Raw genomic sequence first — 17,343 nt, 5'->3', positions numbered from 1 at the left:
GACCGGGAACATGAAGACCACCTATCGAGCCATGCAGGTCAGCGCACACGGAATGCTTGAGCTTGTGGAGCGGCCGACGCCTACACCTGGCGCCGGTGAAGTGCTGATCGCGGTCGAGGCCTGCGGCATCTGCGGCGCCGATGTCAGCGACATCGAAAGGGCCGATTCGGCGCTGAACCCGCCGCGCGTTCCCGGTCATGAGGTCGTCGGCCGGATCGTCGCACTCGGCCAGAACACGCCGTCGATCTGGAAGATCGGTCAGCGCGTTGGCGTCGGTCGCCTTGGCGGCCACTGCAACGAATGCAGCGAGTGCCGGCGAGGCCATTTCAATCTCTGCCGCAACCAGCCCGTGGTCGGGTCGTCCTGCGACGGAGGCTATGCCGAGATGGTGATCGCACGCGCAACGGGACTCGTCTCGATCCCGGAAGCTCTTTTGTCCGTGGAAGCCGCACCGATCCTGTGCGCCGGCATTGCCACATTCAACGCACTGAAGAAATCGGGCGCGGAAGCCGGCGATACCGTCGCCATCCTTGGAATAGGCGGCCTCGGGCACATGGCCCTGCAATATGCCCGGAAGATGGGTTTTCGGGTGGTCGCGGTGGGCCGAGGCACGGATATCGCCGCCGACGCGATGGGTCTGGGTGCGCATCGCTACATCGACACTGAACTGGAAAATGCCGCCGAGGTTTTGAACACCATGGGTGGCGCAAAAGCGATCCTGACGACGACCGGCAATCCAACGGCAGTTGCCGCGTTGATGCCTGCTCTTCAGCCGGAGGGCCGCCTCGTCGTCCTCGGCGTCGGCAAAGATCCGCTACCGGTATCTCCAGGATACCTGGTGGGCGCGGAGCGCGGTGTAATCGGTTCGATCACCGGCTCCCCTTATGAGAACGAAAAGACGCTGGATTTCAGCGTGCTTACGGGTGTGCGGCCGATGATCGAGATCATGCCGCTGGAGCGCGCCCAGGAAGCTGTCCAAAAGATGAGATCCGGTAACGCGAAGTTCCGGATCGTGCTGACGATAGGAGATCAGACCAATGCGCATCAATGAAGACCTGACGAAACCAGTTACCGTCCATTCGACTAAGCTCGACTGGAGTGCCAGCCCGTCCGCCGGCGTCGATCGCCGGATGCTGTATCGCGTCGGCGGTGAAGTCGCCCGCGCCACCACGATCGTGCGCTACGCGCCGGGAAGCGCTTTCCCGCGTCATGTCCATAGCGGTGGCGAGGAAATTCTCGTGCTCGAAGGCACGTTTCAGGACGAACATGGCGACTATCCGGCGGGCTGCTATTTCCGCAATCCGCCCGGTACCTCGCATGTACCAGCGTCGAAGGACGGCTGCACAATCTTCGTGCGGCTCTGGCAGTATCGCGAGGGTGACAGCACACAGATCGTCCGTCAGCCCGGCGAGGGTGTAACCGTGCCTTTGCGCAAAGGAGCCGAGGCCGCGCGGGTCCTGTTCGACGATGGGAAAGAACACGTATCGATCGAGCGCTGGCGGCCCGACGCCACTATTATGGTCGATAATCGCCGCGGTCTCGAATTCCTCGTGCTTTCCGGCAGCTTGGCAATCGGAGATGAGCAGTTGGAGCCGCAGAGCTGGGGCCGGCTGCCCGCAGATGAACCGATTCAGGCGGTGACCGGACCCGAGGGTGTTGAAATCTGGATCAAGGACGCACCCCTTCAGCACCCGGACGTGCTGCAGATTCCGGCCTGATCAGACCCGAACCTTGCTTATCGTTGCGGCGCGGGATTATCCCGCCGCGACGGCGGCTTTCAGCCGCGATCGCTTCATCGACGGTAGCCCGCGGGCAGCCGAGGTTCACGCGCATATAGCCATGCCCCTCCAGGCCGAACTTCTGCCCCTTGTCGAGCCAGAGCCGCGCCTTGGTAAGCATGAACGTCTCGAGCGCGGAGGCATCCACTCCCAAAGGCCGGCAATCCATCCATGCAAGATAAAGCGCATCCGCCGGGAGCACCTTAAGCCCGGCATTCAGCCCGTGGATCGCGGCTGCGAAATGCGCGTGGTTTGCCCGGACGTAAGCGATAAGCCCTTCAAGCCACGCCTCGCCGTGGGTATAGGCCGCCTCGGCGGCAACCATGCCCATCGCGTTCACCTTCGGGTAGAGGTTGCGTTCCAACTGGCGCCGGAATTCTGCCCTGAGGCGCGGGTTCGGCATGAAGGCATTGGCGCATTGCAGCCCCGGCAGGTTGAATGTCTTGGAGGGCGCTGTGCAGGTGATCGAATTCTCAGCGAAAGCCTCGGACAGACTGGCGAACGGCACATGCCTACAAGAGGGATTGATGATCAGGTCCTGGTCCAAAACCCCATGGCGGGCGCAGATTTCTGCCCATGCTGCGCAGTTCGTCTTCCGTCCAGACATTGCCGGTCGGATTGTGTGGGTTGGAGAGAATGAAGATCTTCGTGTTCGGACGTATCGCTGCCTCGAACACCGCCGCATCATAGCGATAGCCGGCCTCGGTCCGGGGGTGCACTGACGGCAAACCGCCCATTGATCAGCACATCGTCGTGGAAATGCGCGTAGACCGGTGGCCGGATCAGAACCGTGTCGCCTGGGGCCGAAAAGGCCTGCACGATGGTCTTGAGCGCCGTAATGACACCGGAGATCGGCACGACCCATTCCGGTCGCACATCCCATCCAAAACGGCGCTTTTGCCAGTCGGTCACAGCACCGAGATAGCTGTCGCGCGCTGAAAACGAGTTGCTCGAAACGGAGCCGAACCCGTCATTTCTGGCCCTGCACCCGACGTTGGATATTCTATATGCCGTCCACGGCGACCTTGATCTGGTGACATCATACTCGATCGAGCGTGAGACTGGCCTTATTGGCAAGGTCGACAGTCAAGCCACTCGAGGCCGGAACCCTGTTCACCTTGCGCTGGATCCAACGCATAGATGGCTCGTTATCGCGAACTATCGCACGGACAGCGTCGTCACTCTGCCTGTATCATCGACTGGTGATCTAGGTCCCGTGAGTCATGTAGAGGCTCTCGCGGGCGAGTTCGGCCCACGTCGAGAGGAACAGAACTACGGCAGGCCGCATCACGTTCCGTTTAGCCCGTCAGGCAGGTGGCTTATCGTGCCGGAGAAGGGCTTTGACCAGATCGTCTCGTTGAGACTGAATGCTGAAAACGGCTCACTACTGGAAGCAGCGCGGTGCCGTTGTCGAGAGGCAAGTGGCCCCCGGCATATAGCCTTCCACCCGACAAGGGCGCTGGCATATGTTCTCAACGAGCTTGACTCGACCGTTACCACCTACGAATTTGATGACGATAACGGCAGCTTGCGCCCGGTGGATATCGTGTCGTCTCTGCCAAGGGATTACACCGGCAACAGCCGCGCATCCGAAATTGCAGTGTCGAAACGCGGAGACTGCATATATGCGTCAAATCGGGGGCATGATTCTATCGCGGTATTCCAACTCGGAAATGATGGAAAACCAGCAAGCCCAAAATGGCTGCCCTGCAATGGCGCCACCCCTAGATTTTTCGCCTTCGATCCGGAGGAAGAGTATTTCTATGTCGCCAATGAAGACAGCGACACCATTGTTGAGTTCCGACCGGGGGAGACCGGTGAACTCTTGCCAACAGGTCAGGTGATATCGACGGGGAGTCCCACAGCGATCGTCTTTCGAAAATCGTTAGACGTATAGAGACGCGGCACGCCTGAAGAGGAAGGGCGAGCACCTCCGCAGGATCCCGGAGAGTGCGCTGGCGGGACTTCACTCAGGCCGCAAAGTCAATTTCGCACGTGCCTCGAACAGCCGCAGCCTCGACTAAGCGGCTTGATGCAGCCGAGTTGTGGCCCAGTTTCCTGCCTCGTCGGCGATTTTGAATTGGTTCAAAAGCTCGTTCAGCGATCCAATGTCGCCGGGTAAGTGCGTGGCTTGCAGCAGTCGACTCCTCGACCATGGCAGCATTACGCTGAGTGGGCTGATCGATCGTCGTAGTGGCCCCATTGATCTCCTCAAGGCGCGCAAGCTGCTCTCTTACCGATGACGCGATCGATTGGACACGACTGTTGGCAGCGTGCAAATCAATGAAAATTCCTGGCCTTCACCTTGAGCGTGTCGATGTGCAGATCCGGGATGAAGATGTCGCGCGGCTTCGCAGCCGCACGCTCGCGCGAATCCGCACTGCCTGGCGCGCCATGGGCAAACTCGTCGCCGCGACCGGTCGGGAGCCTAAATGCGTCGTCGCGGTCCGCAAGACCTGACAGATCGCCCGAAAGATCGAAGAGCTGCTGGGCGATGAGGTGGACCACCTCGCCTTCCCTCTGGATCCGTCCATTGATCGCCATCATGCTCGATCCGAGCACAATCCGCCGGCGGCGCTCGAATAGCTTCGGCCAGACCACGACATTGGCCGGCCCGGTCTCGTCCTCGATCGTCAGGAACATGACGCCTTTCGCCGATCCGGGTTTTTGTCGAACAAGGACGAGGCCTGCCGTCATCAGCCAGCGGCCGTCACGCGCGCACATCGCTTCCTCGCAGGTGACGATGCTGCGGGCGGCAAGATCCTTGCGTAGGAAGGCGATCGGATGCTGGCGCAGCGTCAGACCGGTGTGGCTATAGTCCTGGATAACGTTGTGCCCCTCGGTCATCTGGCGGAGCTCCACCTCCGGCTCCTGCTGTTCGGCGATTGCCCTCTGCTCGCGCTCGGCGGCAGCGGAGAAGAGCGGCAACGGCTCGTCGCGGAGCGCCTTGATCGCCCAGAGCGCATCGCGCCGCGGCAGATTCAGAGACGGCAAAAAAGCGTCGGCCTCGGCAAGCTCGACCAGCGTTGCTGCGGGAACCGCGGAGCGACGCCACATGTCGTCGACGCTTTCGAAGGACTGATCCATGCGCGCGGCAACGATCTTCGCGGCGTCGATGGCGGAAAGCCCGCGGACCAGACGCATGCCGAGCCGCACCGCGTGGCGATCCGTGCCCCCCATCGGTTCTAGAGTGCAGTCCCATCGTGAGCGGTTGACGCAGACCGGCCGGATTTCCACACCGTGTTTTCGGGCGTCGCCGACGATCTGGGCGACCGCGTAGAACCCCATAGGCTGGCTATTGATCAGGGCCGCGCAGAAGGCGTCGGGGTAGTGGCACTTCACATAGCTGGAGGCATAGGCGATGAGCGCGAAGCTGGCGGCATGGCTTTCCGGAAAGCCGTAGGAGCCGAAGCCCTCGAGCTGCGAGAACGTCTTTTCCGCGAACTCCGGCGAATAGCCGTTGTTGATCATTCCCGTGACCAGCTTGTCCTTGAACTTCGACACACCCCCGGTGAACTTGAAGGTCGCCATCGACTTGCGAAGCTGATCGGCCTCGCCACCGGTGAAGCCGGCGCAGACCATCGCCACCCGCATGGCGGACTCCTGAAACAATGGCACACCGAGAGTCTTGCCAAGCACGGCTTCAAGTTCGGGCGTCGGATATTCGACCGGCTCCTTGCCCTCGCGGCGGCGCAGATAAGGATGGACCATATCGCCCTGGATCGGTCCCGGCCGAACGATCGCCACTTGAATGACCAAATCGTAGTAGGTGCGCGGCTTCAACCGGGGCAGCATCGCCATCTGAGCCCGGCTCTCGATCTGAAAGGTGCCGAGCGTGTCCGCCTTGCGGATCATTGCGTAGGTTGCCGGATCCTCCTGCCTGATACTCGCAAGATCGAGCTCGTCGTTCTTGTGCTCCTTGATCAGGGCAAAAGCCTTCGACATGCAGGTCAGCATGCCGAGCGCCAGGACATCAACCTTCATGAACTTCAACGCCTCGACGTCGTCCTTGTCCCATTCGATCACCTGCCGGTCAGCCATCGTCGCCGGCTCGATGGGAACCAGGTCATCAAGCCGGTCATGGGTCAGGACAAAGCCACCCGGATGCTGGCCGAGGTGCCGCGGGGCTCCCATCAATTGCTGGGCGAGCTTCAACGTCAGTGCGAGCCGGCGGTCGTCCGGATTGAGGTTGAGTTCACGCAGATTTCGTTCGCCGACCATCTCGGCCGACCAGGACCACATGCCGGACGACAGCGCCTTGATCATGTCTTCCGGCAATCCGAGTGCCTTGCCGACGTCACGGATCGCGCCCTTGGCACGGTAGCGCGTCACGGTCGCGCAAAGTGCTGCCTTCTGATGCGTATAGGTCCTGTAGATCCACTGGATCACCTCCTCCCGCCGTTCGTGCTCGAAATCGACATCGATATCGGGCGGCTCGTCCCGCTCCTGGGAAACGAAACGCTCGAACAGAAGATCATTGGTCTCGGGATCGATCGAGGTGATGCCCAGGATATAGCAGACGGCGGAGTTTGCGGCCGATCCGCGTCCCTGGCAGAGGATGCCTTGCGACCGCGCATAACGAACAATGGAAAACACCGTCAGGAAATACGGGGCGTATTTCATGGTATGGATGAGCTCGAGCTCGTGCCGAACGATTTTCTGCACCTTGTCGGGCAAGCCCTCGGGATAGCGCTGCGGCGCGCATTCCCAGACGTAATGCTCCAGAGACGCTTGGGCGTCCTTGCCGGGGACGATCGCCTCCTCCGGGTATTGATAGGTCAGTTCCTCGAGTGAGAAGCTGCACCGCTCGACGATCTCCATCGTCCGGGCAAGCGCTTGCCGGTAGCGCGGAAACAGACGCGCCATCTCCTCCGGCGGCTTCAGGTAGCGATCGGCGTGGCGTTCGCGTTCGAACCCGACATCGTCGATCGTCGTGCCGGTGCGAATGCAAGTGACGACATCCTGGAGCTGACGGCAAGACGGCTCATGGAACAGCACGTCATTGGTGACGACCGTCCTGACCTTGAAGCGCGCGGCCATGTTCGACAGCTGATGCAATCGCATCTGGTCGTTGGGTCGCCGCCGGAGCGATAGGGCGACGTAGGCACGATCGCCAAAGATCCCGGCCATCTTCCTGAGCTGCAAGGCGCATGCCTCATCGGCAAGGTCGGGCACGAGCACGCCAATGAGGCCCTCGCAATAGTGTCCGACATCATCGAGCGTGAGAATGCAATTGGCCTTGCCGCCCCTGGCCTTGCCCAGCGTCAAGAGCCGCGTCAGCCGCGCGTAGGCGGCGCGATCCGTAGGATAGACGAGGATCGACATGCCATCCTGTAGATCGAGACGGCAGCCGACGACCAGACGAAGGCTCGTCGCACGAGAGGCTTCGAGCGCGCGAACAATGCCGGCGAGCGAATTGCGGTCGACGATGCCGAGCGCCCTGATGCCGAGCAGCTTCGCCGTCGCAAACAGTTCCTCGGCCGACGAAGCGCCGCGCAGGAACGAAAAATGCGTCGTGACCTGGAGCTCGGCGTAATTCATGCGAAGATCCCGTGCAGAAACCACTTCTGCGACCCCGTCGCCGTGTCGAGACCGTCCCCGCTCCGAAAAATCCAGAAGCGCTCGCCGGCGTCATCCTCGATGACAAAGTAGTCGCGCACGGCGTCAAATTCGGAACTCCGCGCCCACCACTCGCCGAAAATCCGCTCCGGGCCGTCGGCACGTTTCACGCGCCGGCGCTTGCCGCGCCAGGTGATCGAGACGGGCGGATGGTCCGGCAGCAGTGCGATCACCTCGATCGGGTCTGGACGGGCAAGAAGCCGCACCGGCCGTGGCCAATGCAATGTCCAGGACGCACCGACCTCCTCGGCTGCGGCGGCAATCCGCGTGACGCTGCGTTCCGGTACGTCGCTTGCGACCGGCGCGACACGGTAGACGCGCTGGCCGCGGTTGCCGATCACGTCGATCAGCGGCGTGATATCGACGACCTCCTCCTCGATGAGGGAGGAGGTTTTCTGTGTCTCTGTAAGCGGCTCGGCGATGACGGCGACGAGTGACAGCTTTTCAATGCCGAAGCCCGGCTCGATCTTCTCGATCCGATCCTTGAACAGCTTCGTCAGCCAGGCGACGTCGCGGGCGGGTTTTGCCGTGCCGGCGCGGATTGCCTGCATGGTGTTGTCGACCTTGTGAACGAGAAGGTCGGATCGGCGAACCCCAAGCCCCTTTTTCTCAAGCGCGTCGCAGAGCTCTCCGACGAGGCGCGAGACATATTTCGCTATGGTTTCGGGTGCTCCGATCGGCTCGGCGAAAGCACGGCTGACTTCGACGACATCCATCGGTCGGATTGGATCGATCGGCTCCGGTAGCCGTCCATACATCTGATCGAGGCGACGGCCTATTTCAGGACCGAAGCGAAGGGCGAGCGGCGCACGCGGCGTCGCCGCCAATTCGCCGATCGTCTGAAACCCGAGCGTCCGCAGGCTGATCACGGTTTCAGGCGAGAGCCGCAATGTAGAAAGCGGCAGCTTCTCGACAAAGCGTGACGTCGCACCGCGCGGCGCGATCACCGTTTCACGACCGCTTGCCCGCGCAAGCGCATGCGCTGCACCCCAGCTGTCCGCGATAGCAACCCGCGACGTGAGACCGCGGGCGCGGAACCGGTTGACGATGCTGGAAAGCATGAGATCCTCGCCGCCCTGGAGATGATCGGCGCCTTCGGTGTCCATGACGATCCCGTCAGGCGCATCCATGGCAACGATCGGCGAATATTGCGTCAGCGCCCAAAGCGTCAGGCGCTCGAGTGCCGCAACGTCGGCGATGGGATCTGCCTCTACCACCTGCAGGCCCTGGACGATCGCCTGCGCCTTGGCCGCCGGCATGCCGACATGCAGCCCGGCCGATCTCGCCTTGGCGTCGACGGCGGCAAGCCAGCGCTTGGATCCGCTCTTTTCGATGACGACGAGCGGCCGTTCAGGCGACAGTTCTCCCGTCCCATCGGCGCGTCTGATCCTCTCGATCGCGAGATCTGGGAAATAGATGGATACGACCCGTGGCATCGCACGCTCCTACGATAAACTCCGCGCACTCACCTGCTTTCACGCGCATCAGCTCCAGAAGCCATCGAGGTCGGCCGACGCCTGGGACCGGAAGCTCCTCCGACGGCAAAACGCTGACCCGCCACCGCGTTGTCGATGCCGTCGGCTGCCCGAAATCTGAAGCCTCGGTCTGCCGCCGCCACCGCCGCACGACCAGCCCCATCGTCCCTGTTTTTTCCGCGACGAGCTGCAGCCGCCGCGATGCGGTCATCGGAAGCCGGACGACTTCACCGACGACAGCGCCCAGGCCGCCGAAGCCCAGCCCCTCCTCCATCGTCGCCAGCACATCCTCTTCGCGGTCGGCTTCGGCGAAGACCACGCGATCGGGATTGAGACCCGCCTGCGCAAGTGCGGGGAAAAACAGGTCGGGACGCGTCATGCACCAGAGGATCTGACCCTTCGTGCGTGCCGCAATACCCGCGACGCAAAGAGCCGCGGCTGCGCCATCGACCGTTCCCGACCCGCCGCCGGCAAACTCGTGCAGAGCGCCATAGGCGAGGCCCCCGCCCGGAAGGGCCGCGTCGATCTCGTCAACCCCGAAGGCAAGACAGCCGCGTTTCCTCACCGTGCCGCCCTCAAGCGAGGCGATACGCTCGCGTAGATCGGATATGACCCATTCGCGGGCAGCAGTCATCGTTCACGAATCCTATTAGGTCGCGTTTCAGGATCGACATCATGTCGTTCAAACACAGATGTTCACTATCTGTTCCGCCGACATAAAAGAGTCAAGCAACCCGAAATAGGAATTTTATCCGCCCTATTTGAACTTCGGACAGATTTGCGAGAGGAATCAACATGTCGGCTGTTTTGGCCCGGCAGAAGAAATATCTCAGATATTTTGCTGCCGGCGTGCCATTGGCGCCAAGCATTTCTGTCGACTAGGATGCCGGCACCATCAACCGGATCTGACGCTGCGATGTGTAATCTCTACCGTATGGAAGACAAGGACTGGGTGGCGAAGTGGGCACAGGATGCCGAGAGCCTGATCAACTTGATGCCGGCCTACCAGATGAACCCCAACGAGATGGGGCCGATCGTGCGCAATACCGCCAATGGCAGAAAGCAGCTTGTCCATGCGCGCTGGGGTCTGCCGTCCCCCCGTTTTGCGCTTGAAAAGGAAGCCGAGAAAAAGGCGGAAAAGCTGCGCGCCAAGGGGCAGGAGGTCGATTTTGAAAAGCTCGTCCGGGAGCAACTCGACAGCGGGACCACGAATGTCCGAAAACTGAACTTTCCACATTGGAAGCGGTGGTTTGGTGTCGCGCATCGCTGCCTCGTGCCGGTCACGAGCTTTGCCGAGCCGGATCCGGCGAGCAAGGAGGAAGGTGGAAAAACTCCGAACGCCTGGTTTGCCCGAGACGAAAGCAAGCCATTGATGTTCTTCGCCGGGCTCCATGTTCCGCAATGGACCAGCGTGCGCAAGGTGAAGGATGGCCCGACGACCGACGACCTCTATGGCTTTCTGACCACTGACCCGAACAATGTCGTCAAACCGATCCACGAGAAAGCCATGCCGGTCCTGCTTCTGACCAGGGAGGAGACCGATGTCTGGATGCGGGCGCCATGGGACGAGGCGAAGGCGCTTGCCCGACCGCTTCCGAACGATGCGATCATCGTGATCTCGCGGGAGCCCTATGGGTCCACGATCGTCACCAAAGCAGGCGAACCGGTTGCTCAACCGATGCTGTTTTGACGCGCCTTTGACCTGTCGCCGTCGTTAGATACCCGCACAGTGGAACGTGGCCTCTCCGGGGTAGCCGCCGTTTCATTGCAATCTGTCAGAAACATGCATATATTTCTGACAGGAGTAACGCCATGCAAAACCTGACGTCTCAGATCCTGGGCTATGCCCAACAAATGCCGGAAGGATCTCCCCTCTCGGCCAAGAGCCTATTGCATCTCGGAAATCGTGCTGCGGTCGACCAGGCCCTTTCGCGGTTGACCGAGCGCGGAGAACTCATCCGGGCTGGTCGTGGCATCTACATGCGGCCCGTCAAAAGTCGCTTTGGCAGCCGGCCGCCGACGGTCGAACAGGCCGTCGAGGCGATGGCGCAGCAGCGCGGCGAGATCATCGTTTCCCATGGCGCCGCGGCGGCAAATGCGTTGGGATTGACCACACAGGTTCCGGTCCGTTCCGTCTACCTTACATCCGGCCCCAGCCGGACCATGAACCTTGGAAAGCAGAGCGTCGAGCTCAAGCACGTGCCCCGCTGGCAGTTGGCTCTTGCCGATCGGCCGGCCGGCGTGGCGGTCCGGGCACTTGCATGGCTCGGACCCGAAAAGGCCGAGGAGGCACTGTCGAGGATCAAGCGAAAGCTCCCGCCGGCCGAGTTTGGCGAGTTGGTGGCCGCAGCACCGCAGTTTCCGACGTGGCTCGCAAGAAGCGTGGGCAGGGCAGCGCATGGCTGACCGTTTTCTGGCACTGTCAAAGGACGACAGGCGTGAAGCCCTAGCTGTCGCAGCCGCCCGCACTGGGCGGCCCATTCATCTGCTCGAAAAGGATGTCTGGGTCGTCTGGGCACTTGAGGCGCTCTATTCGTCGAAGCTTGGCGAGCACCTGGTGTTCAAGGGCGGCACCTCGCTCTCGAAAGCCTATGGCGCCATTCGACGGTTTTCGGAAGACATCGACCTGACTTACGATATCCGGGCTTTGGCCGCCGATCTCGTTGGTGACAATGACGAGGCACTGCCGAAAACCCGCAGCGAGGAGAAGCGCTGGACCAGCGAAGTGCGAAAGCGCCTTCCTGTCTGGGTGGCCGAGTCGGTGGAGCCGGTCATTGCAGCGGCAGTGCGCGGCCAATCCCTTCCGGCACGGATCCGCATCGAGGGCGATACGCTTTATCTCGACTACGAAGCCGTGAGCAGCGGATCGGGTTATGTCGCACCGAGCGTCATGCTGGAGTTCGGAGCACGATCGACCGGTGAGCCGGCCAGCATCCGCGATGTGGGCTGCGACGCCGCGGGTTTTGTCGATGATGTTGAATTCCCGAAGGCAAGCCCACGCGTCATGCATGCCGAGCGGACATTCTGGGAGAAGGCGACCGCGATCCACGTCTTCTGCCTGCAGGAGCGCCTCCGCGGGGATCGGTTCGCGCGCCATTGGCATGACGTCGTCCGGCTGGACGATGCCGGTTTTGCCGACAAGGCTTTTGCTGACCGACAGCTTGCCGATGCCGTGGCGAAACACAAATCCATGTTCTTTGCGGAAAAGGCGGCCGACCGGTCACCGATCGACTATGCGGCCGCCGTCAACGGCAATCTGGTTCTGACACCGTCTGGAGATGGTCTCCGCGCGCTCAGTGAGGACTATGCAAAAATGGTCGATGACGGCCTTCTGCTTGGAGATTCTGAACCGTTTGAGCAACTGATCGAGCGATGCGCGCTCCTTCAGGAGCGCGCGAACAAGTACGGCACGACAAAGTAGCCGATGGCCAGTTGAGAGGCTTTACCTAGTCTCAATGCTTGCGATCGCCTTTGTCACCCTGGCCCGGTTTGGCCTCGTGTTTCGCATCGCGGCGGGCATCGTCCGACAGCGATCGCGAGACGTCGTCGCTCTCCTTGAACCTGCCTTTCTTGTCACGGCGGACATAGCGTTTGTCGGTTCCGGTATCGATCAGTTCGCGCTTACTCACGACGAGACTCCCTTGAAGTTGTTCCTCCATGAAAACGCGCGTGGCCCCGAAAAGATCACCGAATCAGGACTCTAGGCGGGACTCGCAAAACGAGCACGCGATCGCAGCTAAGTTATTGAAAAATGATTCGTTTCGACTCGGAACGATTCGCCGCTGATTCGCTTGAATCGCTTGAGTTGCGTTCGGGAGGTCAGGGTCATGGTTGGGCCAAGAGCGAATTGGAAAGGCTACATCAAGTTCGGGGAAGTGACCTGTCCTGTGGCGCTTTATACGGCCGCATCATCCTCGGAGCGCATCGCCTTCAATACGCTCAATCGCAAGACCGGCAATCGGGTCAAGCGGGAGTTCATCGACAGCGAGACCGGTGATCCGGTCGAGCGCGAGGACCAGGTCAAGGGCTATGAGGTCGAGAACGGCCAATATGTCGTGCTCGAAACCGACGAGGTCGCCGCCGCCATTCCCGACAGCGACAAGACCCTGAAGATCGACGCCTTCATTCCCTGCTCGCAGATCGATACGACCTACTTCGACAAGCCCTATTACCTGGCGCCCGACAAGATGGGCCGGGACGCCTTTCTGCTTCTCCGCGACGGCATGAAAAAGCAAGGGGTGGCTGCTATCGCGCGAACCGTTCTATTTCGCCGGGTGCGCACCGTGCTCATTCGCGCCCATGGCAAGGGCTTGATCGCCTCGACGCTGAACTTCGATTACGAGGTGCGCTCTTCGGAGGAGGCGTTCGACGACATGCCTGATATGAAGATCGGAGGGGAAATGCTCGAGCTCGCCGAGCACATCATCGGCACCAAGAAAGGCAGTTTCGACGCAAGCACCTTTGACGACCGCTACGAAGCGGCGGTGGCGGAACTGGTGAAGGCCAAGATCGAGGGCCGCTCGCTGCCGAAGAGACAGGCGCCGGTCGCCTCCAGGCCCAGCGATCTCTTGCAGGCTCTGCGCGAGAGCGCCGGCATCGGTGCGAAAGTGACGAAACCGAAGCGCACTGCCGCCAACGCCAACCGCGGCGCCGGCCGCCAGAAGGCAGCCAAGCCCGCGGCGAAAGCAAAGCAAGCTCAGGCGCCGCCGCGGCGAGCCGGCTGATCGGAGGTCACAGCCATGGCCCTGCGTCCCTATTGGAAAGGCTATCTGAAACTCTCGCTGGTCACCTGTCCGGTGCAGATGATGCCGGCGACGTCAGAAAGCGATAAGGTCCGTTTCCATACGCTCAATCGGCAAACACAGAACCGTGTCGTCAGCCGCTATGTCGACTCCGTGACCGGGAAGGAGGTCAAGGAAGAGGATGAGGTCAAAGGCTATCAGCGCGGTGAGAACGAATACGTCATCCTTGAGGACGAGGAGCTCGAGAATGTGGCACTCGAAAGCACCAAAACGATCGATATTTCGACGTTCACGCCCCGCGACAGCATCGAATGGATCTGGCTCGACACGCCCTATTATCTCTCGCCCAACGATCCTGTCGGGCAGGAGGCGTTTTCCGTCATCCGCGACGCGATGGAAGCTCAGAACATGGTCGGCATTTCCCGGTTGGTGATTTCGCGCCGGGAGCGCGCCGTCATGCTCGAGCCACGCGGCAAGGGTATCGTCCTCTGGACACTACGCTATGGCGATGAAGTCCGCGATGAAGACACTTATTTCGAGGCGATCGGCGATGAGAAAGCCGACTCCGAGATGATGCCGCTCGTCGAGCAGCTGATCAAAAAGCAGACGAAGGACTGGAGCCCGAAATTGGTCGCCGACCCGGTCCAGGAACGGCTGCTCGAGATCATCGCGGCCAAGAAGAAGGCGTTGAAGCCGCAGAAGGCCAAAGGCAAGACAGCACCTTCGTCGTCGCCGAGCAATGTCGTCAACATCATGGACGCTTTGCGGAAGTCAGTCGCGGCTGAGAAACGGGCGACCAAATGAGCCGTCGCGCCAAACCGTTGCTGCAGGATGATTCCGTCGCCAAGTCCAAACCCGCCCGGCCGCACGACCCGGCACAGCCCAATCTTCCGTTCGACCCGATGCCCGAGCGCATCGAGCCCTGCCTGGCGCTCCTGAAGCCGGTCCCGCCGAAAGGGCCGGATTGGGCGTTCGAGGTGAAGTGGGACGGCTATCGCCTGGCAATCCATATCGAGCCGAAGGGTGTCAGGATCATCACCCGCGGCGGCCACGACTGGACGCATCGTTTCCCTGCAATCGCCGAGGCCGCCAGCAAGCTCGGTGTCGGGACCGCCATCCTCGATGGCGAGGCCGTCGTGCTCGATGAGCAAGGACGGTCCGATTTCGGGGCGCTGCAGCGCTCGCTTGGCGGGCGTGGCGGCAGGCGTTCGTCGACGGAGTCGGTGTTTTTTGCGTTCGACCTACTTTATTTCGATGGCCACGACCTTACGGGAACCGAACTCTCCGTGCGCCGGCATCTGCTCGAAGGCTTTCTTGACGGCTCCAGCTGCGCCATCCAATTGTCGGAGGAAGTCTATGGTGATGGCGCAGCATTTCTCGCGAAAGCCTGCTCGATGGGGCTCGAGGGGATCATTGCCAAGCACCGGGATCGGCCCTACCGCTCCGGCCGCACCGGTGACTGGCTGAAGATCAAATGCGTCCAGAGCGAAAGCTTCATGATCATCGGCTACGAGCAGTCGCTGACTGCCCGCGGCGGGCTTGGCAGCCTGCTTCTCGCCGGCCGCAAAGGACATGACTGGGTCTATGTCGGCTCGGTCGGAACGGGGTTTAACACCAAGGATGCCGAGTATTTGCGCAAGACGCTCGACCGGCTGAAGACAAGCAAACCGGCCGTGCCGCTCAAGGGCAAGAACCTGGTCTTTGCCCAGCCGACCTTGATCGCGGAGATCGAGTTTCGTGGCTGGACCCATGACGGGAGCCTGCGCCACGCATCCTACAAGGGCCTTCGCGAGGTTCAGGACAATGCCGCGGTGTTTGACATGAGCGAACGGGCGACCCTCTGAAAGGCGGGGGTGGCGAGCCGCGCCGCGAATGACCGCTACCGGAGCTCCTCCTCGACCGCCTCTTTGATAGCGCCAACGATATAGTTGACGAGCCCGCTGCCGGCCGCTTCCACCAGCATGTTGCGACTGATGCCCTCCTTCTCGGCGTCGGCGAGAAGATCCTCGACCAGCCTCGACGCGTCGCTCTGCTGCGTGCCGCTATCGATATGCTCCGTTTTCCAGCGTTCAAGGAATTGTTCAGGCTTCATAGCTTGGACCTCCTGACGAGGCGAACCCTTAGGAACCGTAATGGTTCTCAGTATGACACCACCGAGATTTGGGAAGCCCTGCCGATAAAAAACAGGGCGCTCGACCCTTGCGGGGAGCGCCCTGTCGGACCCGGACGACCGCGCTGCAGACAAGCTGCCCGGCAAGGCGATCATCGATACGGGTGTGAGCGACAGATGATGACCGGCTGCACGCATGTCAAGGTCCGTCGACACGCTGGAGCTCGAAGAAATAGATCCGCTCGTCGCCCTTGATGGTCATCGCGCCCATGATCATCTCCGCATCGATCCGTCGAAAATGATCGACAATGGGTTGATCGTCATAGACCATGGCCGCGCTCTCGACGCCGCCAAACACCATGGTCTTCATGGAAGCGACCGGACCTTTCGCCCGAAGACGACGCTGGAGATAGGAAAACAGGTTACTTGCCATGCGCATTCTACCAACTTCATGAAAACGCAACGCCAGCCGAAGCGGGATCCACTTGGGATCAACCGCGACCAGCCTCCGGTCCCCCGATCGAAACAGCAAGGCATCGGCGCGCATCTCCGGTGTGAACCGTTTGCCGAACCAGCCGAGATTTTCGAGTACACCGTCGAATGGATGCCCCGTCGGGATGCCGTGTCCTTTCCAAAGCCCGACCATTTCGCGCGGCGCGATGGGCGGCATGCTCCGGAACTCCTCAAGCGCTGTCTGCTGGTTTTTCACCGGGAGCATCTTTCTTGTCCTTACGCTCTCTGGCCCGTCGCCTGGATTTGGCGTCGCGCCGGGCGATCCGCAGTTCCTCCAGCGTCGGCATCCACCAGCCCCTTTTGAGCTCGCGCTCGATAGGCGGCATTCGTGCGGGCCAGGTCGTCACCAGTTCTTCCAGTGAACCCGATCGCCAGGACGCCCAGACAAATTCCTCGCCATCTGCGGCGGGGAAGTAGAACGTGCTGACCGTCGCCGGGTCGGCCAGCTCGCCGTCGATGCCGATGAAGAAGACGACGCCGACATGCGTGCCGACCGCGCGCTCGAAGGGCGGAGCATCATCGACAGGAACGGGATAGCGTTTCCGCCGCCGCTCCCTCATCCTCGCCCTGGATGCCTCGTCTTCTTGCGTTCCCTTGATCGCTTCGCGCCGGGCCCGCCGTGCTTCCGGCTCATTGCGCTCGGCCGCCGCCTCGATCGTGGGCCATCGCTTGCGGAGTTCATCGAACGAGCGGTAAGGAACGGTCCATAGCCGGTGATCGGCGTCCCAGCGCGCGTGCGGAATTTCCCGGATCTCGTTGACGACAGTGCGTGAATAGGGTGTCTGGATCTGCAACGTGGCGGGCGTCGCCTCGAGATAGCGGCTTTCGATCGGATCGAAGGCGAACGCGTCCCTGCCTTTCTCATCAGCGAATCTATCGGCCTCCGCCTCCATCTCGGCCAGCCAGCGGCTGATGCGTTTTTCGGCGGTGCGACCCGGAACGAACCATGCGTTCAGCCTGTCGCTCCAGCGGGCACGCGGGAACGCCTCCCGAAACCGTGCAAGCGTCATGCGGTCATGCGGCAGGTCGGTCGTCGCACCCACACGCGCGGGCGTGGAAGATTGGTCTTTCGTTTCTTCGTCCATCGGTCATGGTCCGGGCCAGCC

19 protein-coding genes are annotated in these 17,343 nt (G+C 61.4%); 9 read left to right on the top strand and 10 right to left on the bottom strand.

Annotated features, from left to right (window positions below; all coding sequences use genetic code 11):
* The first annotated feature begins 10 nt into the window (after positions 1-10).
* Positions 11-1,051, top strand: coding sequence for an alcohol dehydrogenase (locus tag ATC00_RS03590; protein WP_037385330.1), 1,041 nt, complete (start codon positions 11-13; stop codon positions 1,049-1,051).
* Positions 1,038-1,718 carry a cupin domain-containing protein gene (locus tag ATC00_RS03585; RefSeq protein ID WP_037385332.1) on the top strand — a complete coding sequence of 227 codons (681 nt, stop codon included), beginning with the start codon at positions 1,038-1,040 and terminating at the stop codon, positions 1,716-1,718. Before ATC00_RS03590 ends, ATC00_RS03585 begins: the two co-directional genes overlap by 14 nt.
* On the opposite strand, the gene ATC00_RS33340 is transcribed toward ATC00_RS03585, so the two are convergent.
* The 3 genes from ATC00_RS33340 to ATC00_RS33330 all read right to left on the bottom strand — a co-directional run bounded on the left by ATC00_RS33340 (position 1,669) and on the right by ATC00_RS33330 (position 2,654).
* Entirely contained in the window at positions 1,669-2,181 is a 513-nt protein-coding gene (locus ATC00_RS33340) for a beta C-S lyase family protein (protein WP_234782246.1), read from the bottom strand. The genes ATC00_RS03585 and ATC00_RS33340 overlap by 50 nt on opposite strands.
* 109 nt (positions 2,182-2,290) lie before the next feature.
* Positions 2,291-2,515: an aminotransferase class I/II-fold pyridoxal phosphate-dependent enzyme gene (locus ATC00_RS33335; RefSeq protein ID WP_234782245.1), complete on the bottom strand. Its 225-nt coding sequence runs from the start codon at positions 2,513-2,515 to the stop codon at positions 2,291-2,293.
* Positions 2,463-2,654: a hypothetical protein gene (locus ATC00_RS33330; RefSeq protein ID WP_162532528.1), complete on the bottom strand. Its 192-nt coding sequence runs from the start codon at positions 2,652-2,654 to the stop codon at positions 2,463-2,465. Before ATC00_RS33330 ends, ATC00_RS33335 begins: the two co-directional genes overlap by 53 nt.
* A gap of 70 nt (positions 2,655-2,724) precedes the next feature.
* Here ATC00_RS33330 and ATC00_RS30760 point away from each other — a divergent pair, with 70 nt between their 5' ends.
* Positions 2,725-3,675, top strand: a complete 951-nt coding sequence (locus ATC00_RS30760) for a lactonase family protein (protein ID WP_161951896.1) — start codon at positions 2,725-2,727, stop codon at positions 3,673-3,675.
* A gap of 383 nt (positions 3,676-4,058) precedes the next feature.
* Here ATC00_RS30760 and ATC00_RS03575 read toward each other — a convergent pair whose 3' ends face one another.
* The 3 genes from ATC00_RS03575 to ATC00_RS03565 are packed head-to-tail and all read right to left on the bottom strand — an operon-like array spanning position 4,059 to position 9,506.
* A complete protein-coding gene (locus tag ATC00_RS03575; RefSeq protein ID WP_037385334.1) occupies positions 4,059-7,319 on the bottom strand; it encodes an error-prone DNA polymerase in 3,261 nt (1,086 codons plus the stop codon).
* Complete coding sequence (locus ATC00_RS03570; RefSeq protein ID WP_037385337.1) at positions 7,316-8,833, bottom strand: Y-family DNA polymerase; 1,518 nt, start codon at positions 8,831-8,833, stop codon at positions 7,316-7,318. Before ATC00_RS03570 ends, ATC00_RS03575 begins: the two co-directional genes overlap by 4 nt.
* Positions 8,748-9,506, bottom strand: coding sequence for an ImuA family protein (locus tag ATC00_RS03565; RefSeq protein WP_037385339.1), 759 nt, complete (start codon positions 9,504-9,506; stop codon positions 8,748-8,750). Before ATC00_RS03565 ends, ATC00_RS03570 begins: the two co-directional genes overlap by 86 nt.
* A 282-nt stretch (positions 9,507-9,788) precedes the next feature.
* Here ATC00_RS03565 and ATC00_RS03560 point away from each other — a divergent pair, with 282 nt between their 5' ends.
* The 3 genes from ATC00_RS03560 (at position 9,789) to ATC00_RS03550 (ending at position 12,293) form a co-directional block, all read left to right on the top strand.
* The gene (locus ATC00_RS03560; RefSeq protein ID WP_037385341.1) at positions 9,789-10,562 is read left to right on the top strand and encodes an SOS response-associated peptidase family protein; all 774 of its coding nucleotides are present in this window, start codon (positions 9,789-9,791) and stop codon (positions 10,560-10,562) included.
* Positions 10,563-10,684: 122 nt separating this feature from the next.
* Positions 10,685-11,278: a DUF6088 family protein gene (locus ATC00_RS03555; RefSeq protein ID WP_037385345.1), complete on the top strand. Its 594-nt coding sequence runs from the start codon at positions 10,685-10,687 to the stop codon at positions 11,276-11,278.
* Entirely contained in the window at positions 11,271-12,293 is a 1,023-nt protein-coding gene (locus tag ATC00_RS03550) for a nucleotidyl transferase AbiEii/AbiGii toxin family protein (RefSeq protein WP_064251977.1), read from the top strand. The genes ATC00_RS03555 and ATC00_RS03550 overlap by 8 nt, the downstream gene beginning before the upstream one ends.
* 31 nt (positions 12,294-12,324) lie before the next feature.
* On the opposite strand, the gene ATC00_RS32860 is transcribed toward ATC00_RS03550, so the two are convergent.
* Positions 12,325-12,501 (bottom strand): hypothetical protein, encoded by a 177-nt coding sequence (locus ATC00_RS32860; RefSeq protein ID WP_153045163.1) that lies wholly within the window; start codon positions 12,499-12,501, stop codon positions 12,325-12,327.
* 198 nt (positions 12,502-12,699) lie between these two features.
* Here ATC00_RS32860 and ku (ATC00_RS03545) point away from each other — a divergent pair, with 198 nt between their 5' ends.
* The 3 genes from ku (ATC00_RS03545) to ligD are packed head-to-tail and all read left to right on the top strand — an operon-like array spanning position 12,700 to position 15,458.
* Positions 12,700-13,596, top strand: coding sequence for a non-homologous end joining protein Ku (ku, locus tag ATC00_RS03545; protein ID WP_064251976.1), 897 nt, complete (start codon positions 12,700-12,702; stop codon positions 13,594-13,596).
* Positions 13,597-13,611: 15 nt separating this feature from the next.
* Positions 13,612-14,418 (top strand): non-homologous end joining protein Ku, encoded by an 807-nt coding sequence (ku, locus tag ATC00_RS03540; RefSeq protein WP_064251975.1) that lies wholly within the window; start codon positions 13,612-13,614, stop codon positions 14,416-14,418.
* Positions 14,415-15,458 (top strand): non-homologous end-joining DNA ligase, encoded by a 1,044-nt coding sequence (gene ligD, locus ATC00_RS03535; protein ID WP_064251974.1) that lies wholly within the window; start codon positions 14,415-14,417, stop codon positions 15,456-15,458. Before ku (ATC00_RS03540) ends, ligD begins: the two co-directional genes overlap by 4 nt.
* A gap of 35 nt (positions 15,459-15,493) precedes the next feature.
* Here ligD and ATC00_RS03530 read toward each other — a convergent pair whose 3' ends face one another.
* From ATC00_RS03530 to ATC00_RS03520, 3 genes are all read right to left on the bottom strand, one after another.
* Positions 15,494-15,706 (bottom strand): DUF768 domain-containing protein, encoded by a 213-nt coding sequence (locus tag ATC00_RS03530; RefSeq protein WP_037385691.1) that lies wholly within the window; start codon positions 15,704-15,706, stop codon positions 15,494-15,496.
* A gap of 217 nt (positions 15,707-15,923) precedes the next feature.
* Positions 15,924-16,442 carry a DUF4334 domain-containing protein gene (locus ATC00_RS03525; protein WP_037385694.1) on the bottom strand — a complete coding sequence of 173 codons (519 nt, stop codon included), beginning with the start codon at positions 16,440-16,442 and terminating at the stop codon, positions 15,924-15,926.
* Positions 16,408-17,322 carry a hypothetical protein gene (locus ATC00_RS03520; protein WP_064251973.1) on the bottom strand — a complete coding sequence of 305 codons (915 nt, stop codon included), beginning with the start codon at positions 17,320-17,322 and terminating at the stop codon, positions 16,408-16,410. Before ATC00_RS03520 ends, ATC00_RS03525 begins: the two co-directional genes overlap by 35 nt.
* Positions 17,323-17,343 lie beyond the last annotated feature (21 nt).

The organism is Sinorhizobium americanum, from assembly GCF_001651855.1.
In the GTDB taxonomy this organism is placed as follows: domain Bacteria; phylum Pseudomonadota; class Alphaproteobacteria; order Rhizobiales; family Rhizobiaceae; genus Sinorhizobium; species Sinorhizobium americanum.
Note: the sequence above shows the minus strand (reverse complement) of the source record. Positions and strands in the feature narration are given on the sequence as shown.

What these genes read in the sequence shown, in the direction of transcription:
- ATC00_RS03575 (WP_037385334.1), bottom strand. Translation starts at nt 7,319, where the DNA reads ATGAATTACGCCGAGCTCCAGGTCACGACGCATTTTTCGTTCCTGCGC.
- ATC00_RS03590 (WP_037385330.1), top strand. Translation starts at nt 11, where the DNA reads ATGAAGACCACCTATCGAGCCATGCAGGTCAGCGCACACGGAATGCTT.
- ATC00_RS03550 (WP_064251977.1), top strand. Translation starts at nt 11,271, where the DNA reads ATGGCTGACCGTTTTCTGGCACTGTCAAAGGACGACAGGCGTGAAGCC.
- ATC00_RS03530 (WP_037385691.1), bottom strand. Translation starts at nt 15,706, where the DNA reads ATGAAGCCTGAACAATTCCTTGAACGCTGGAAAACGGAGCATATCGAT.
- ATC00_RS03585 (WP_037385332.1), top strand. Translation starts at nt 1,038, where the DNA reads ATGCGCATCAATGAAGACCTGACGAAACCAGTTACCGTCCATTCGACT.
- ATC00_RS03520 (WP_064251973.1), bottom strand. Translation starts at nt 17,322, where the DNA reads ATGGACGAAGAAACGAAAGACCAATCTTCCACGCCCGCGCGTGTGGGT.
- ATC00_RS03560 (WP_037385341.1), top strand. Translation starts at nt 9,789, where the DNA reads ATGTGTAATCTCTACCGTATGGAAGACAAGGACTGGGTGGCGAAGTGG.
- ligD (WP_064251974.1), top strand. Translation starts at nt 14,415, where the DNA reads ATGAGCCGTCGCGCCAAACCGTTGCTGCAGGATGATTCCGTCGCCAAG.
- ATC00_RS03565 (WP_037385339.1), bottom strand. Translation starts at nt 9,506, where the DNA reads ATGACTGCTGCCCGCGAATGGGTCATATCCGATCTACGCGAGCGTATC.
- ku (WP_064251975.1), top strand. Translation starts at nt 13,612, where the DNA reads ATGGCCCTGCGTCCCTATTGGAAAGGCTATCTGAAACTCTCGCTGGTC.
- ATC00_RS33340 (WP_234782246.1), bottom strand. Translation starts at nt 2,181, where the DNA reads ATGCCGAACCCGCGCCTCAGGGCAGAATTCCGGCGCCAGTTGGAACGC.
- ATC00_RS03525 (WP_037385694.1), bottom strand. Translation starts at nt 16,442, where the DNA reads ATGCTCCCGGTGAAAAACCAGCAGACAGCGCTTGAGGAGTTCCGGAGC.
- ATC00_RS33335 (WP_234782245.1), bottom strand. Translation starts at nt 2,515, where the DNA reads ATGGGCGGTTTGCCGTCAGTGCACCCCCGGACCGAGGCCGGCTATCGC.
- ATC00_RS03570 (WP_037385337.1), bottom strand. Translation starts at nt 8,833, where the DNA reads ATGCCACGGGTCGTATCCATCTATTTCCCAGATCTCGCGATCGAGAGG.
- ATC00_RS03555 (WP_037385345.1), top strand. Translation starts at nt 10,685, where the DNA reads ATGCAAAACCTGACGTCTCAGATCCTGGGCTATGCCCAACAAATGCCG.
- ku (WP_064251976.1), top strand. Translation starts at nt 12,700, where the DNA reads ATGGTTGGGCCAAGAGCGAATTGGAAAGGCTACATCAAGTTCGGGGAA.